Raw genomic sequence first — 14,813 nt, 5'->3', positions numbered from 1 at the left:
GCGATCGACGGGCGCTTCCCGAACAGTTGGAGTATCGACGAGAAAGGATGACTGATGACCGCCAACGATGACGCCGTGAGCCGCGAGCCCCGTCCCGACGAGGCTGAGGCCAACGCGTTCTTCCCCTCGCCGTACTCGCTGACGCAGTACGTCCCACCCCGGACCGATTTCGACGGTGTCGAGCACGAGGGTGCCTATACCGAGGGTCGGTGGAAGATCTTGGCGATTGCCGCCGAGGAACGCTATGTGCTGTGCAAGAACGGGAAACTGTTCTCCACCGGTAATCACCCCGTGGAAACGCTGCTGCCGCTTCACCACCTGATGGAGGCTGGTTTCGACGTGGACGTCGCAACGGTGACCGGTTACCCGGCCAAGCTGGAGTGGTGGGCGATGCCGGGTGAGGACGAGACCGTTCCCGAGGCCTACGAGAGACTCAAGCCCAAAATGCAGCAGCCGAAAAAGCTGGCCGATGTCGTCGCACATGAGCTCGGCGAGGACTCCGACTATCTGGCGGTGTTCATTCCCGGTGGTCACGGAGCGCTCGTCGGGTTCCCGGACGCAGAGTCGGTGGCACAGACGCTGGATTGGGCCTTGGCGCGTGACAGATACATCATCACGTTGTGTCACGGGCCGGCTGCGTTGCTGTCGGTCGGTCGTGACGGTCGTGAGTCACCGTTCAGGGGTTACTCGATGTGTGTGTTCCCGGATGCGCTCGATGAGGGCGCCAACGTCGACATGGGCTACATCCCCGGGCATCTACAGTGGTTGTTGGCAGAGTCGCTGGAGGCACAGGGAATCACGGTGCTCAATGACGACATGACCGGCCGGGTGCATCAAGATCGCACGTTGCTCAGCGGAGACAGCCCACTGGCAGCGAACAATCTCGGCCTGCTCGCGGCCGACGTTCTGGTGAAGGCGGTGAACGGCACGAGCTAGCGTTGATAGGACGGCACCTGGACATAGATCGCTAAGCCCCCGGCGGCCACTGTCCGAGCACCGTCGATGTCGTCGGTCACGGCCACGTTGACCAACCGAACACCCGGGGCGCCTGCCGGCCGGCACCGGGGTGGCGCTCGGGTGAAACAGGTCCGCTGATAACAGCTTTCGCAGCATCTGCCAGGAGCCACGTCACCGTGGGGACACCGAGCGCGCGGCGCGACGGAAGTCACGAGGATTGACACCCCGCACTCGCTTGAACGCCGCACTGAACGCGAACGGATCCGTATAACCGACGGCGCGTCCCACCTGGGCGATGGGAAGATCCGGTTCGTCGGTCAACCGATCCATCGCCAGAGCCATCCGCCATCGTGTGAGGTAGGTGAGCGGCGCCTCGCCCATCAGCTCACTGAAGCGTCTCGCGAGCGTCGACCGAGACACCCCGATGCGTTCAGCCAGCATCGCCACTGTCCACGGCGCGGCGGGATCGTCGTGCAGCAGGCGCAGCGCGTCGCCGACCACCGGATCGCGCTGCGCGACCCACCAGGTCGGCGGTTCACCGCCGGGTCGGTCGAACCACCCGCGGATGGTGCACACCAGCATCCAGTCCAAGAGCCGATCGAGCACCACCTGCTGTCCCGGCACATCAGCGGCGACCTCCTCGGCGAGATGATCGAGGACAGCGTCACCGGTCCCGCCTGCGCCGACGTGCACGACGACCGGCAAGGCCTCCAGCAGTCGCCGGCTGATCTCGCCGCGCAGAGGATAGGCGCCCACGATCAATGTGCTTGCACCGGAATTCTTTCCAGAATCAACCCAACCGAGGCGGTGTCGGGTGCCACCCTGCTCGGGTGTCGCGCAGAATTCACCGCAGGCCACCGGTTCGGCTGTCGTGTCGAGAGCATCGACGAATGTGAAGGTGTCGGGGCCGCGAACAATGACCGTCTCATAGGAGTCGAGGCGTTGCGGCGGGCCGTTCTCGGGGACGATCCATCCGCCGCCGCCGAGGACCGTGCACAGCGTCAGCGGTGCGCCATCGACGAAGTGCAGCGACCACGGCGGCGTCAGAAGAGAACTTCCGAACAACGAGCCGTGCGCTCGTACGCCGCGGAACAGATCACCGAACGCATCCATATCGTCGAGGCTAGACGATTGAACAGGTATTTCGGACTCCAACCCATGTACTCGTCCAACGCCGCGGGGTTGACTCGACAACATGACTACTTCGACCACTCTGGTTCTCGGCGCGAGCGGCAAGTCTGGACGTCGGGTCGCGGCCCGACTCCGGCTCAGAGGTGTGCCGGTCCGCGCCGCGTCGCGACGCAGCGCCATTCCGTTCGACTGGGCCGCGCCGAGCGGCTGGAACGCGGTGCTGCACGGCGTGACCGCCGTCTACGTCGTCGCGCCGTCGGTACCCGGCCCGGTCCACGACTTCGTCTCGCAGGCTGCGGACGCGGGCGTGCGGCACCTCGTCCTCTTGTCGGGGCGCGGCGCCGATGACTGGGGTGACTCGACGTTCGGTCGTGACATGCGCGACGCCGAGGACGCGGTGCGCGCCGCGGACCTCTCGTGGACCATCCTGCGGCCCAACAACTTCGCGCAGAACTTCGACGAAGAGCTCTGGCACGCGCCACTTCTCGACGGGGAATTGGCGCTGCCGGCAGGCGATGTCGGTGAACCGTTCATCGACCTCGATGACGTCGCCGATGTCGCCGTTACCGTGCTCACCGACCCCGGCCGGCACCGCGGCCGCGTCTACGAGTTGAGCGGGCCTCGCTCGATCACCTTCGCCGACGCTGTCGCAGCCATCTCGCGCGCCGCGGACCGGCCGATGTCCTATCGAAGAATCACCCCTGAGGAGTACGTCGATACGCTGCTCGCCCAGGGCCTCGATCGAGGCGACGCCGAACACGTCGCCGAGATGTTCGAGCTGATGGGGCGAGGTCTGATCTCGGAGCCCACGGACGACGTCGCTGCTGTTCTGGGGCGCCCGGCCCGGACGTTCGAGGACTATGTCCTGCGCGTCGCGGTGACGGGGGCCTGGACGCGATGAACCAGCTGACGGAGAACGACCTGCAGTTGCTGCGCCGCCCGCTCTACGGATTCTTGTCCACGGCAGATGGTCCGCTGCCACCGCAGCCGCGACCGGTGTGGTTCGAGGTCACAGACGCCGACGAGATCCAGCTGTTCAGCGCACCCGACACCGTGCGGGTTCGCAGATTGCGACGGGACCCGCGCGTCTCGCTCGTCGTGACCGCCCCGGTGGGTGAACGCGAACGGTGGGTGTCGGTGACGGGAACGGCGACGGTTGCCGACGACGGCGCTGAGGCCCTGCTCGAGCGACTCGCCGCACGTTACTGGAAAATCGACGACCCCACTCGCGCAAACGATCTCGCCGAGATGCTGCACGAACAATGGGTCCGGATCGTCATCCACCCTGTGACAGTCCATCGCTATGCGATGTGACCCCGCATCAGACGCCGGCTGAGGCGAGCTCCTCGGCGAACAACTGGGCGCGAGCGGCTGCGTACTCCTCGCTCAACCGCGCCACCAGCTCGGCCGTGGAGACCACCTCCCGGATGGGTCCGATGCCCTGTCCGGCACCCCAGATGTCCTTCCACGCTTTGGCATCGGTGTTCCCGCCGGACCCGAAATCCATTGTCGACGGATCGGATTCGGGCAGGTTCTCGGGATCCAGCCCCGCTGCCTCGATGGAGCCGCGCAGATAATTGCCGTGCACACCGGTGAAGAGGTTCGAGTACACGATGTCGCTGGCACCGCTGGTGGTGACCATCTGCTTGTAGGCGTCCTCGGTGCGAGCTTCGGTCGTGGCCAGGAAGGCCGATCCGATGTAGGCGAGATCGGCACCGGCGGCCTGGGCGGCCAGGATGGACCGACCGTGCCCGATGGCGCCGGACAGCAGCAGCGGCCCGTCGAACCACGCACGGATCTCCTGCACGAGCGCGAACGGCGAGATGGTGCCGGCGTGCCCGCCCGCCCCCGCAGCCACGGCGATCAGACCGTCAGCGCCCTTCTCGATGGCTTTGCGCGCGAACCTGTCGTTGATGACGTCGTGCAGCACGATGCCGCCGTAGGAATGGATGGCGTCGTTGACGTCGGCACGGGCACCCAGCGAAGTGATCACGACGGGGACCTTGAAGTCGATGCACGCCTGCACGTCCTCCTCGAGTCGCTCATTGGACTTGTGCACGATCTGGTTCACCGCGAACGGAGCCGTCACCGCGTCGGGATGCTCACGGCGCCGGCCGTCCAACGCGGTGGTGATCTGTTCCAGCCACTCGCGCACCACGGAGGCCGGGCGGGCGTTGAGTGCTGGGAAGGATCCCACGACGCCGGCGCTGCACTGCGCGATCACCAACTCCGGTCCGGAGCAGAGGAACAGTGGGGCCGCGACGGCGGGCAGGGCGAGATTGTCACGCAGGATGTCGGGAAGGGCCATGGGGCAATCACTTTCGGTCGTGTTTGTCGGTCTGGTTGGATGGCGATTCGGCATGTTCTGGACGTGGGGGAGCCAGTTCGTCTGCGGTTTCTGCGATTTCCCGCCAGAACGCGATGGATGCCCTTTCGATCATCTGGCCCGCCCTCAATGTCGCCAACGGGTAACCGATGCCGGGACGATCCTGATAGCGGTGCTGCAGATCGGTGAAGCGGGCCAATCGGGCCTTGCGTTCCACGATCTGGTTCTCGGCCAGCTCCCGCATGCTCGCTGGATCGGCAAGCTCACCGAAATGGAGTTTGAGCAGCGCCTCGTCGTGGAGCTCGGAGGGTTGTGCGGTCCCAGCGTCGCGTAGCCAATTCCTCAGGCAGTCAAGGCCTTCGGGGGTGATGGAGAAGAACTGTCGTCGCCGGCCGCCGTCTTCGGTCTCGGACTGCAACAGCCCGCAGTCCTCCAGCCGGCGTGGTTCGCGGTAGAGGGTGGCGTGCTGGAGAGGCCACAGGTACGCGATGGACTCGGCCACGTACTGCTTGAGTTGATACGAGGTGGTGGGGCCGCGCACTGCGATGACACCGAGCACCACGTAGGAGAGGTGGCTGAGTCGAGAGCCCTCGGACATGAAACCGACCGTATCATTGATACGGTCCACGTGGCAGCATCAATGTGTCGTTATTCTTGCGCGGTGCCTCACACCGGCGCCGGCTACAGGGACGGGACACACGCGCTCATGCAAGCACCGTCGAAGTCGCGGGGCCAGCCGTCGTAGGTGAGCTGTTCGTACCCCTTTAGGGGTATGCCTTGTGCAGCAGAGGTTGCGTCACCTCTGGCTGATGGCCAGCCACAGCATGTGGCCCAGTGTTGCGGAGAAGGTCTCGTCGCTGGCCGGGTCTCCGTGGGCCAGTTGATCGAGGATGCATGCGCGGGTGGTGACCAAGACCAGGCGGCCCAACTGCGGTGGATCGGCGAGCCGAGAGACTCGCTGCGCCTTCTGCTCCCGGACGAGGCGTTCAGCCATCTGTGCCACGTAGTCGCGCACCAGGGCCTCGACACCCTCCGCGGCCTCGGGATCGCGGTCAGCGATGTCGAAGACCGCGAGCCATTCGAGGCGGTGCTCGCGGCCCTGCGCCATCAGCGTGCGGACGACGTCGATCATGTCCTTCGAGCTTCCCCAGGCAGGCTCGCGCCACCAGCGATCGGCGGCCTCTCGCGCAGCGGTCATCGCCGGCGCGGCGAGCCGGAACGCCAGCTCGGTTTTCCCCGAGAAGTGTTGATAGAAAGTCGATCTCGAGACATTTGCGGCTTCGAGAATGTCGCCGACCGCGATGTCCGGGAGTCTTTGTCCAGTGCGCAGGAGGGATCGGGTGGCGTCGAGGATCTGCTGCTCGCTGGTCGTGCGACGCTGCCGGGGCGCAGCTGCACGTCGGGTCGGCGCCATGAGTCGAAACTCTAGGCCACCTGCGCTTGCGCGCTTAATCGAACATAGTGTACGAATAATACTATGGCGACGAAGCCTCTCAGTCCCGCGCACGGTTCGGTGGTGCAGAAGAAGACCTTCTGCGGCATCTGCGAAGCGTCATGCGGTTTGGTGGCAACGGTCCACGAGGGCCGACTCGTCGAGCTGCTGCCCGATCCTGATCACCCGGCGTCGCGCGGTTTCGCCTGCGCGAAGGGCGTCCAATTCGGCAGAGTGGTCGACGACCCCGATCGGGTGACCGTACCGATGCGACGCACGCCCGGCGGCGACTTCCAAGAGGCCACCTGGGACGAGGCGCTCGACGACATCGGCGCGCGACTGCATGCCGTACGCGACAACCACGGCACGGAATCGATCGGTGTGGTGTGGGGAAACCCGATTGCGTGGAATTACGCGGCGACGGTGACCATGAATGGTTTGGCGGCTGCGCTGAAGACCAAGCACCACTACACATCTGCCTCGATCGACGTGAACAACTACTGGGTCGCCGCGGACATGATGTACGGCAACTCGACTGTCAACCCGCTGCCGGATTTCGCCGCGACGCATTTCGCGCTCATCGTCGGTGCCAACCCGGTGGTGTCGCACGGCAGCCTGGTCACCACCGGCCGCATCCGTGACGTACTGCTCGACATCCCGCGCCGCGGTGGCCGCGTCGTCGTCGTCGATCCACGCCGGACGGAGACCGCCCGTCTCTTCGAGCACGTGCCGATCACGCCAGGCGCCGACGCGTGGCTGCTGCTGGCAATGATTCGTGTGATCGTCGACGAGGATCTCGATGACGAGGCAGCGCTCGCTCGCCAAACCGTGGGAATCCAAGCGCTGCGCAGGCTGGCACAACGAGTCGATGTCGCTCGCGCCGCCGCGGAGACCGGAATCGGCGTCGAGACGATCTTCGAGTTGGCGCGCGGGCTGGCAGCGGCGCCGGCCGCCAGCGTGTACGGGCGCTGCGGGGCGTCACTAGGTCCGTATTCCACGCTCACCAAGTACCTGCTCGACGCGTTGGCCATCATCACCGGGAACTTCGACCGGCGCGGCGGCATGGTGCTCGGGGACCCGATGGTGGACTTCGAAGCCCTGGGTGCCCGTTTCGGCATCGCCGGCCGGGGCCGATGGACCACGAGGGTGGACGGCATGCCCGAGGTGATGGGCACTGCGCCGCTGGCCTGCCTGCCGCGAGAGATCACCACACCCGGGCGCGGCCAGCTGCGTGCCCTGATCGCCATGTCGAGCAACATGGTCACGAGCGCACCCGACAACGCGAAAACAGCCGCGGCGCTGCAGGACCTGGACTTGATGGTCTCGCTGGATCCCTACGTCACCGAGACGTCCCGGCTCGCTCACTGGATTCTGCCGCCGACCTTGTGGCTGGAACGTGAGCAGCTGCCGGTGTTCACGCAGGCGCAGTCGACGGTGCCCAACGCCCAGTGGGTCTCGCCCGTCCTCCCGCCCCGCGGGCAGGCTCGCGACGACTGGTGGATTCTCGACCAGATCGCGCGGCGCATCGGCATCGTCGCGTCCGTCGCTCCGGCGGCACGCTTCCTGGGCCGGTGGGGTTTTCGTCCCTCGCCGTCGACACTCACCGACTGGATCCTGCGTACCGGCCGCCACGGTGACTGGTTCGGCTTGAGACGCTCCGGCCTCAACAGGGCCAAGCTCCTCGCCCACCAGGGCGCGGTGAAACTGGCCGACGCCTGCCCTGTGGGCGTGCTCGACAGGAAGCTGCACACGGCGGACCGCCGCATCCACCTCGATATCCCGGAATTGGCAGCCGAAGTGGAGCGCATGCTCGCGGCCGACGACGATGATCCACAGTTTCCCCTGCGTCTGTTCAGCATTCGTGAACTACGCTCGCACAACTCGTGGCTGCACAACGTGCCTGCACTGCTGGTCGGGGCCCGTCACTGTCACGCGATCCTGCATTCCGACGACGCCCGCGCGCTGGGGATCCACGACCACGACGACATCGTGGTGACGTCTCCATGGGGTCGAGTGCGCACGCGCGCACGGGTCTGCGACGACGTCGCGGTCGGCGCTGTCGGGATGACGCACGGCTGGGGACATGGCGGTCGGTGGCGCGCCGCCGTGGCCGCAGGCGGCAGCAGTTACAACATGTTGACCCCCAACACCGCCGATCATATCGACCGGCCCTCGGGGAACGCCTTCTTCAACGGTGTGCCGGTGTCGGTGGCCCTCGCCGAGACGGATCGGTGAACCGATGCCGTTCGTGATCACCCGGGCATGCTGCAGTGATGCGCTGTGCGCGTCGGTGTGCCCGGTCGACTGCATTCACCCCACGCCGGGTGACGCCGATTTCGGCAGCACCGAAATGCTGTACATCGATCCGAGACGGTGCATCGACTGTGGCGCGTGCGCCGACGTGTGTCCCGTCGATGCGATCCACGCCGACGACGAACTGCCGGATGCCGAGTCCGGATATGCGGCCCTCAATGCCGACTACTTCGCGGTCCGACCGCAACCGGTCACGACGCCCCCACCGGCGCGACCTGTGCCCACTGCGGAACCGCTCAGAGTCGCCATCGTGGGCGCGGGACCCAGTGGCTTCTACGCCGCCGCCGAACTGCTGGAGTCGGGTCCGCATGTGACCGTCGCGCTGATCGACCGCCTGCCCACCCCGTACGGGCTGGTGCGCGCGGGGGTGGCGCCGGATCACCCCGACACCAAGAAGATCACCGATCACTTCGCCGCTGTCCTCGCGCATCCACGGTTGACGGCGTACTTCGACATCGAGGTCGGCACCGATGTCCACCATCGTGACCTCGCCGCCCACCACCACGCCGTCATCTACGCCACCGGTGCTGCAGTCGGTCGCCGGCTGGGTGTCTCGGGTGAGCACCTGCCGGGCAGCCTGACCGCGGCAGAGTTCGTGGCCTGGTACAACGGGCATCCCGATCACGTTGATGGCGTGATCCTCCCGGACCACCCCACGGCTGTCCTGGTCGGCAACGGCAACGTCGCTCTCGATGTCGCGCGCGTCCTACTGCTCGGCGGGCAGATGAGGCACACCGACATCGCCGATCACGCACTTCACGCGCTGGCGGACAACAAGATTCGAGATGTCGTCATTCTCGGCCGGCGTGGCCCCGAACACGCTGCCTTCAGCCTGAGTCAGCTGCTGGCCCTGACCGCCCTCGATGGCATCGACGTCGTCGTCGAGTCCGACGACCTGGCCGATGCCGCGGTGCCCGTCGACAGGATGCCCGGGGCAGCGTTCGTTGCCAATGCGAAACTAGCTCTACTCAAGGAACTTTCGATGCAGAAGCCGCTTGAGGAGCGGAGAATCCATCTCCGGTTCACGACGTCGGTGCGCGCCGTCACCGGGGTCGACGGGGTCGATGGGGTCGACATCACTTCCGCCATCCAGGGCGAGAGCCATGTCCCGGCCGGTCTGGTCGTGTCTTGTATCGGATTCGACGGGCGAGCCGTGACCGACATTCCGTTCGACCCCGCCACCACGCGCATTCCGAACGACGGTGGCCGAATACACGATGCTGCGGGGCAGCTCGTGCGCGGCAGCTACGTGACGGGATGGATCAAGCGCGGCCCGAGCGGTGTCATCGGCAGCAACAAGGTCTGCGCCAGCGAGACAGTCGCCGCGCTGCTCGACGATCACCGACGCGGGTTGCTCGGCCCGCCGGCGCGACCGTCGTCGGTGTTCGCCGACGCACTGCCGCACGATCCGATCGACCGCCGTGGGTGGTTGCGGATCGACGACTACGAACGCAACCGGGGCCGCCAGTCCGGGCGACCGCGGCGCAAATCAGTCCATCGACCCGAGATGGTCGACATCGCCAACCCCCTGAGGAGACCACAGTGACCCGTCGAGGATTGCTCACCAAGGACCGCTTCGCGCCTGTCGCCCCGGTGCACGCGCCGGCGTATCACATCTCGCCCACCATCGACTTCGGCGGCGTCGACATGCTGACCTTCACTTATCTCACCGATGCCGACAGCGCCGCACAGATCGTCCCGGACGCACTGGAGCTCGATGACCACCCGGTGGTCACTCTGTCGTTCCTGGACTACGGGATCAGCGGGGCGGGGTCTTACCGGGAGGTGGTGCAGAGCATCGCCTGTCGCCACCGTGAGCAGGCTGTGGGATATGTACCGCACATCTACGTCACCAATGAACCCGCGATGATCGCCGGGCGCGAATGGTTGGGCTGGCCGAAGATGATGGCCGACATCACGTTCTCCGCCCGGACCTCCACCCTCGACGGCCTGATCACCGCGCGGCTGGAGCGCCCCGCCGGGCTCACGTTGGCCGTGGCGCAGTTCGTGCCCACCCAACGTCTGGACAGCCAGATCCTCACCGCTGCCGGCGACAACGTGACCATGAACCTGCGAGTGATCCCCTCGCCGGTGCCTGGTCAAGGACCTTCGGTGACCGAGCTGGTGCCCTCGACCATGAGGGCGCTGTCGGGCGAGGTCTGGGCCGGCCAGGGCAGCGTTCACCTGACCGGCGTCTCACAATTCACGCCGCTGCAGCGGTTCCCGGTGGTCACGATGTTGGGCGCCATGTTGATCCGCAACGCCGACATGCAGTTGATCGCACCCACCGAGACCTTCGCGCTCTGCTGAGGCAGGACCGCGCATTGCACAGTGGCCCTTCGGCGCGAAAGATTGGCCCCGTGTCTCGGTCGCTTGACGACGGCCCGTTCTTTCACGGCACGATCGCCGCTGTGGGCGTCGGTGACTTGCTCACCGCAGGCAGGCCGTCGAATTACCGCCCCGAGGTCGTGATGAACCACATCTACTTCACGGCCCTCGTCGACGGAGCCGGACTGGCTGCGGAGATCGCCGCCGAACTTCATGGCGGCACGGCCGCGCCTCGGGTCTACCAGGTCGAACCCACGCGCGACTTCGAGAACGACCCGAACGTGACCGACAAGAAGTTCCCTGGCAACCCGACCCGCTCGTATCGCAGCACCGCCCCTTTGCGGGTGGTGGCTGAGGTCACCGAGTGGCGGCGGTTGACGCCGCAGCAGCTGCAGATGTGGAGGGAGCGGCTGTCCGCCCTGCTCTCCGATGACGCCGCGGAGATCATCAATTGAGTACCTTCGGTCCAAACGTCAGCGATACAGGGGCGGAGATGACGGCGTGGGCTTCTACGACACGACATGCCTGATCACTGGAACCAGCTTGTCCTACATCGAGGCCACCGCAGTGCTGTTGCGGCGCACTGCGTCTGGCGGCTACCACCCCGTCTCTCTGGGGATTCAGGGTGCCTATGACGGATACGGATGCCTCGAGTTCGTCGAGACAGATCACGGCATCGCAGCCCTTACCACGTTTTTCTCGCACGCCCTCGAGGCAGGCCGTTTCCGCGGCCAGGACGCGACCCGCATCGGAGAGCCGCGGTGGACCGAGGCCGACATCGAGACCCTGCTGTACCTGGTCGAGCGAACGACGACGGGCTCCGAGCTCTACGGCGGTCTCTGGCAGCCGAGCACTATGCTCGACGGCGACCCGGTGGTGATGGCGATGATCGCCCAACCGGTGTGGGACGCCATCGCTGCCGAGCACCCCGGCACCAGCGATCTGGTTGTCGAAGCATTCGGCCCCGGACACGACCTGGCCATGGACATCTACGGAGCCGATCTACACGGCCGTCTTCGTGAGCCGCTTCGCGAGCTCGCTGCGATGTCGACCTTCATCGCAGCTCACCCACCTCTCCGGTGGGCGCCGCCCGGTGAACGCGAGCAGCGCTTCTTTCGTGACGTCGGCCATCAGTTCAGCGACGAGGACCGCCGGGACTTCCTGGCCGTCGCGCGGAATGAGTATCGCGAGAACCACCGGCTTCAACGCGCTCTGAATGCAGTCGCTGCCGCGACGCTCGACTAGACATCGCCGGACGCAGTTCGTAGCCTTGCCCGGGGCATCGATCGCGTGGGGGGCCACACCATCGACGAAGGATCGTGACAATCCGCATGACCGAGATGCGCCGCTCGCTTCGGGTGAGGTGCACCGGCATCGCAGGTGCCCTGCTGACGATGGCCGCAGCGATGACCGCCGCGCATGCCGACCCCGCCGGTGACGCGCTGGCCACGCTCAACGAGCTCTCCCAGCAAGCGGTGGACAGCCGCGAGGCCGTCACCGCTGCTCAGCGTGACGCCGACGCCAAGCAGGCTGAGCTGACCGCGGCCGACGATCGCCACCGCGCTGACCAGGCTGCGCTCGACGCCGCGAACAGCCAGCTCGCGCCGCTGCAGAACGCGGTCGACCGCCTCGCTGCGATGACCTACATGAGCGGCGGTGACAGCGAGATGGCAACGGTGCTCACCGCGTCGTCGCCCCAGCGACTCATCGACCGACTCTCCGTACAGCACGTGGTGGACGCGACGACGGCTGCCAACCTGCAGTCGTATCGGCAGACACGCGAGCGCGCCGAGACCGCCGCCCGGGATTCCGAGCGCTCAGCCGCCGACGCCCGCTCCGCAGCGGAGAGGGCCGCTGCGATCCGGACCGAATTGCGGGCTAAGTGGCAGGACCTGCTGCGCAGGATCGCCGCCGCGGAGGCTCAGTACGCGGCGTTGACGCCGCAGCAGCAAGCGGTGATCGATGCCGCAGTTCCGCCGCCGCTACCGGCTGCGCCTCCAGTGCCGCAGGACCCCGCCGTCGTCGCGATGCCCGCTCTGCCGCCCGGCGACCTGGCGCCTCCGCAGGTTCCCGACGCCCTGCCCGCGGGAGTTGCCAACGAGGCTGGCCTGCAACCCAATACGATCCTCGTCGCACGAGCCGTCAGCGCCCAGTTCCCGCAGATCTCCACGATCGACGGCGTGCGGCCCGACTCGAAACCGTGGCATCCGCGGGGTCTCGCCATCGACATCATGATCCCCAACCCCGACAGCCCCGAGGGCATCGCGCTCGGTGACCAGATCCGCGCGTTCGCGCTGGCCAACGCGGGCCGGTTCGGCTTGCAGGACGTGATCTGGCGCGGCACCTACTCCACACCGGCCGGGCCGCAGGCATCCGGATACGGGCATTACGACCACGTGCACATCACCACCACGCCTCGCGGCTGAGTGCTCGCCGTCAGGAGTTCGCATCGACTCCGGTGATCGTGATGGCGAAGGGGCCCTGCTGCTTGTCGAGGATGTAGACGGCCACCTCGTCGACGGTCGACGGATCGAGGAGCCGCGGAGCCTCGGGTGCGGGATCCAGACGCATGCCGACGGGCTCGAAACCCGCGATGGGCAGGGCATAGCTGCGTGCCACACCGGCATCGGTCCGGAAGCGCTGGATGTAGGACCACGACTGGCCGGCGACGCCGAGCTTCAGCACGTACGTCTTGCCGTCGCCGGTCGCCTGCACGCTCAACGCCGTGGCGCCCACGGCTCTCTGTCCGATACCGGCGTCTTGTGGGCTGCGAGCAGAAGCGAAACCGCCATTGTTCTCCAGCGACAGGGTGCCGGAGAACTCGAGGCCGCGCCCGCCGGACGCCACGCGCGAGGTGGACTTGCCGCCCATGACCGGGTCGTTGACCGTGGTCCAGCCGGCCACCGCGCCGGGACTGCCGAGGTCGACCAGGCTCACGACCCGTCCGCCCGGTGCGGTCGTCGTCTCGTCGGCGCTGGCCGGCCGACCGCAGACGACCACCAGCGCCGAGACCGCGAGGGCGATGCCGACCAGCCACTGCCGATTCCGGGCCACGTCAGCATCCTCCGGCGCCGGTGCTCGTCTCACGGCTCCGCATGGGCATACCGTCGATCACCGAGTACACGACCTTGAGGTCCGGAACCTCGTCGGTGCGCCACTTCTCGCCGCCGTCCTTACCGATCAACACCACGGTGAACGCGTCCGGGGCGACGCGGTAGCGCTGCCTCATGCGGTCCGATTCACCCGGGTCCATCGCCGCACCGTCGAGCGTGCTGCTGCCGCCGGTGACCGCCACTGCGAGCACCATGTCCCGGTCGGCGAATGCACACTGGCTGTCGTCGATCCTGCGAAGGGTCTCGGTCAGCCTGGGGTCGTTCCCTGCGGGCGAGAACACCACGAGGGGGCGACGCTCCCAGAGGTAGTCGCCGAGTCCGCTGGCCGAGGCGGTGGCCGAGCCGAGCGCGGCGCACACCACCACCACGGTGGCGACGAACGCTGACCGCACCACACTGCGCTGTCGAGCCATAGTGCTTCCCGATCGTACCGATGCGTCGGCGCGCCGAGCCGGTTGCGAGTACTGCCGATACTGCGGCGCTTGGTACTGGGGTCGGGCGTACGCGGCACGGGGAGCGGAGTATGCCGGCTCGGGAACCGCCGCGACGTGGTAGTCGACGAGTCCATGGATGGCCTGCAGGAGCTGTGGATTGTGTGAGCGGTGCGCCGGCGCGCGGGGTCGGCATCACCCCAAACCTATTGTGCACAATTGAGATGTGTGCGATAAAGTTTGACCGTGCCCGGTCCCCGTCTCGATGAGCAGCTGTGTTTCGCGCTGTACTCGGCGTCGCGTGCGGTGACAGCTGCCTACCGGCCGCTTCTGGAGGAACTCGAGCTGACCTACCCGCAGTACCTGGTGCTCATGGTTCTGTGGGAAGAAGAGCCGTGCACGGTCGGCCATCTGGGCGACCGCCTGCATCTCGACTCCGGCACGCTGTCGCCGCTACTGAAGCGTCTGGAGTCGGCGGGCCTGGTGCGCCGTCAACGTAGTGCGACCGATGAACGGCGAGTCGAGATCTCGTTGACCAGTCGCGGGCGTGCTCTCGAAGAGCGTGCGGCATGCATTCCGGATCGGCTGCTGGGCTCCGACGTCTCGGCCGCAGCGGATCTCGTGGCCTTACGTGATGTTCTGCATCTGATCACCGCCGACCTCTATGCGCGCACGCCTGACTGAAAGCAGCGCCGTGACAACGACGAAAGGGTCGCCCGTGTCCGATCTGCCTGCACCGCCGCCCACCACCCGTGCGCGGACCATCGCCCGCCTCGTGCTCG

16 protein-coding genes are annotated in these 14,813 nt (G+C 66.7%); 10 read left to right on the top strand and 6 right to left on the bottom strand.

The annotated features are described in order from the left end of the window. Window positions 1-54: 54 nt before the first annotated feature. Entirely contained in the window at window positions 55-936 is an 882-nt protein-coding gene (gene hchA, locus ACZY1G_RS16505; RefSeq protein WP_463822976.1) for a glyoxalase III HchA, read from the top strand. 192 nt (window positions 937-1,128) lie between these two features. On the opposite strand, the gene ACZY1G_RS16500 is transcribed toward hchA, so the two are convergent. Continuing rightward, window positions 1,129-2,070, bottom strand: a complete 942-nt coding sequence (locus ACZY1G_RS16500; RefSeq protein ID WP_463822975.1) for an AraC family transcriptional regulator — start codon at window positions 2,068-2,070, stop codon at window positions 1,129-1,131. Between the two features lie 82 nt (window positions 2,071-2,152). Here ACZY1G_RS16500 and ACZY1G_RS16495 point away from each other — a divergent pair, with 82 nt between their 5' ends. Then, complete coding sequence (locus tag ACZY1G_RS16495) at window positions 2,153-2,989, top strand: NAD(P)H-binding protein (protein ID WP_463822974.1); 837 nt, start codon at window positions 2,153-2,155, stop codon at window positions 2,987-2,989. Beyond that, entirely contained in the window at window positions 2,986-3,402 is a 417-nt protein-coding gene (locus ACZY1G_RS16490; RefSeq protein ID WP_463822973.1) for a pyridoxamine 5'-phosphate oxidase family protein, read from the top strand. The genes ACZY1G_RS16495 and ACZY1G_RS16490 overlap by 4 nt, the downstream gene beginning before the upstream one ends. A 7-nt stretch (window positions 3,403-3,409) precedes the next feature. Here the strand turns inward: ACZY1G_RS16490 and ACZY1G_RS16485 are convergent, their stop codons facing one another. From ACZY1G_RS16485 to ACZY1G_RS16475, 3 genes are all read right to left on the bottom strand, one after another. Next, window positions 3,410-4,396, bottom strand: coding sequence for an NAD(P)H-dependent flavin oxidoreductase (locus ACZY1G_RS16485; protein WP_463812900.1), 987 nt, complete (start codon window positions 4,394-4,396; stop codon window positions 3,410-3,412). A gap of 7 nt (window positions 4,397-4,403) precedes the next feature. Beyond that, window positions 4,404-5,012 carry a PadR family transcriptional regulator gene (locus ACZY1G_RS16480; protein ID WP_463812899.1) on the bottom strand — a complete coding sequence of 203 codons (609 nt, stop codon included), beginning with the start codon at window positions 5,010-5,012 and terminating at the stop codon, window positions 4,404-4,406. 198 nt (window positions 5,013-5,210) lie between these two features. Further along, a complete protein-coding gene (locus tag ACZY1G_RS16475; protein WP_463822972.1) occupies window positions 5,211-5,828 on the bottom strand; it encodes a TetR/AcrR family transcriptional regulator in 618 nt (205 codons plus the stop codon). Window positions 5,829-5,891: 63 nt separating this feature from the next. Here ACZY1G_RS16475 and ACZY1G_RS16470 point away from each other — a divergent pair, with 63 nt between their 5' ends. The 6 genes from ACZY1G_RS16470 (at window position 5,892) to ACZY1G_RS16445 (ending at window position 12,913) form a co-directional block, all read left to right on the top strand. Further along, complete coding sequence (locus ACZY1G_RS16470) at window positions 5,892-8,081, top strand: molybdopterin-containing oxidoreductase family protein (protein WP_463822971.1); 2,190 nt, start codon at window positions 5,892-5,894, stop codon at window positions 8,079-8,081. A 4-nt stretch (window positions 8,082-8,085) separates the two neighbouring features. Beyond that, window positions 8,086-9,705, top strand: a complete 1,620-nt coding sequence (locus tag ACZY1G_RS16465; RefSeq protein WP_463812896.1) for an FAD-dependent oxidoreductase — start codon at window positions 8,086-8,088, stop codon at window positions 9,703-9,705. Beyond that, window positions 9,702-10,469: an acetoacetate decarboxylase family protein gene (locus tag ACZY1G_RS16460; RefSeq protein WP_463822970.1), complete on the top strand. Its 768-nt coding sequence runs from the start codon at window positions 9,702-9,704 to the stop codon at window positions 10,467-10,469. Before ACZY1G_RS16465 ends, ACZY1G_RS16460 begins: the two co-directional genes overlap by 4 nt. A gap of 50 nt (window positions 10,470-10,519) precedes the next feature. Then, entirely contained in the window at window positions 10,520-10,942 is a 423-nt protein-coding gene (gene arr / locus ACZY1G_RS16455) for an NAD(+)--rifampin ADP-ribosyltransferase (protein ID WP_463812894.1), read from the top strand. A 46-nt stretch (window positions 10,943-10,988) separates the two neighbouring features. After that, window positions 10,989-11,732 (top strand): hypothetical protein, encoded by a 744-nt coding sequence (locus ACZY1G_RS16450; protein ID WP_463822969.1) that lies wholly within the window; start codon window positions 10,989-10,991, stop codon window positions 11,730-11,732. Between the two features lie 86 nt (window positions 11,733-11,818). Then, window positions 11,819-12,913 (top strand): coiled-coil domain-containing protein, encoded by a 1,095-nt coding sequence (locus ACZY1G_RS16445; RefSeq protein WP_463823020.1) that lies wholly within the window; start codon window positions 11,819-11,821, stop codon window positions 12,911-12,913. A gap of 10 nt (window positions 12,914-12,923) precedes the next feature. Here ACZY1G_RS16445 and ACZY1G_RS16440 read toward each other — a convergent pair whose 3' ends face one another. Together ACZY1G_RS16440 and ACZY1G_RS16435 are read right to left on the bottom strand one after the other, a co-directional pair. After that, the gene (locus ACZY1G_RS16440) at window positions 12,924-13,541 is read right to left on the bottom strand and encodes a CIA30 family protein (RefSeq protein WP_463822968.1); all 618 of its coding nucleotides are present in this window, start codon (window positions 13,539-13,541) and stop codon (window positions 12,924-12,926) included. 1 nt (window position 13,542) lies between these two features. After that, window positions 13,543-14,013: a DUF4174 domain-containing protein gene (locus ACZY1G_RS16435; protein WP_463812891.1), complete on the bottom strand. Its 471-nt coding sequence runs from the start codon at window positions 14,011-14,013 to the stop codon at window positions 13,543-13,545. Window positions 14,014-14,277: 264 nt separating this feature from the next. Here ACZY1G_RS16435 and ACZY1G_RS16430 point away from each other — a divergent pair, with 264 nt between their 5' ends. After that, window positions 14,278-14,715, top strand: a complete 438-nt coding sequence (locus tag ACZY1G_RS16430; RefSeq protein WP_463822967.1) for a MarR family winged helix-turn-helix transcriptional regulator — start codon at window positions 14,278-14,280, stop codon at window positions 14,713-14,715. Window positions 14,716-14,813: the final 98 nt, after the last annotated feature.

The organism is Mycobacterium sp. IDUB_5, from assembly GCF_055419565.1.
This window is presented reverse-complemented; position numbering and strand designations above follow the sequence as displayed.

Excerpts from the sequence above, each read along its gene's own strand:
- hchA (WP_463822976.1), top strand. The coding sequence starts at position 55 with ATGACCGCCAACGATGACGCCGTGAGCCGCGAGCCCCGTCCCGACGAG.
- ACZY1G_RS16500 (WP_463822975.1), bottom strand. The coding sequence starts at position 2,070 with ATGGATGCGTTCGGTGATCTGTTCCGCGGCGTACGAGCGCACGGCTCG.
- ACZY1G_RS16495 (WP_463822974.1), top strand. The coding sequence starts at position 2,153 with ATGACTACTTCGACCACTCTGGTTCTCGGCGCGAGCGGCAAGTCTGGA.
- ACZY1G_RS16490 (WP_463822973.1), top strand. The coding sequence starts at position 2,986 with ATGAACCAGCTGACGGAGAACGACCTGCAGTTGCTGCGCCGCCCGCTC.
- ACZY1G_RS16485 (WP_463812900.1), bottom strand. The coding sequence starts at position 4,396 with ATGGCCCTTCCCGACATCCTGCGTGACAATCTCGCCCTGCCCGCCGTC.
- ACZY1G_RS16480 (WP_463812899.1), bottom strand. The coding sequence starts at position 5,012 with ATGTCCGAGGGCTCTCGACTCAGCCACCTCTCCTACGTGGTGCTCGGT.
- ACZY1G_RS16475 (WP_463822972.1), bottom strand. The coding sequence starts at position 5,828 with ATGGCGCCGACCCGACGTGCAGCTGCGCCCCGGCAGCGTCGCACGACC.
- ACZY1G_RS16470 (WP_463822971.1), top strand. The coding sequence starts at position 5,892 with ATGGCGACGAAGCCTCTCAGTCCCGCGCACGGTTCGGTGGTGCAGAAG.
- ACZY1G_RS16465 (WP_463812896.1), top strand. The coding sequence starts at position 8,086 with ATGCCGTTCGTGATCACCCGGGCATGCTGCAGTGATGCGCTGTGCGCG.
- ACZY1G_RS16445 (WP_463823020.1), top strand. The coding sequence starts at position 11,819 with ATGACCGAGATGCGCCGCTCGCTTCGGGTGAGGTGCACCGGCATCGCA.
- ACZY1G_RS16435 (WP_463812891.1), bottom strand. The coding sequence starts at position 14,013 with ATGGCTCGACAGCGCAGTGTGGTGCGGTCAGCGTTCGTCGCCACCGTG.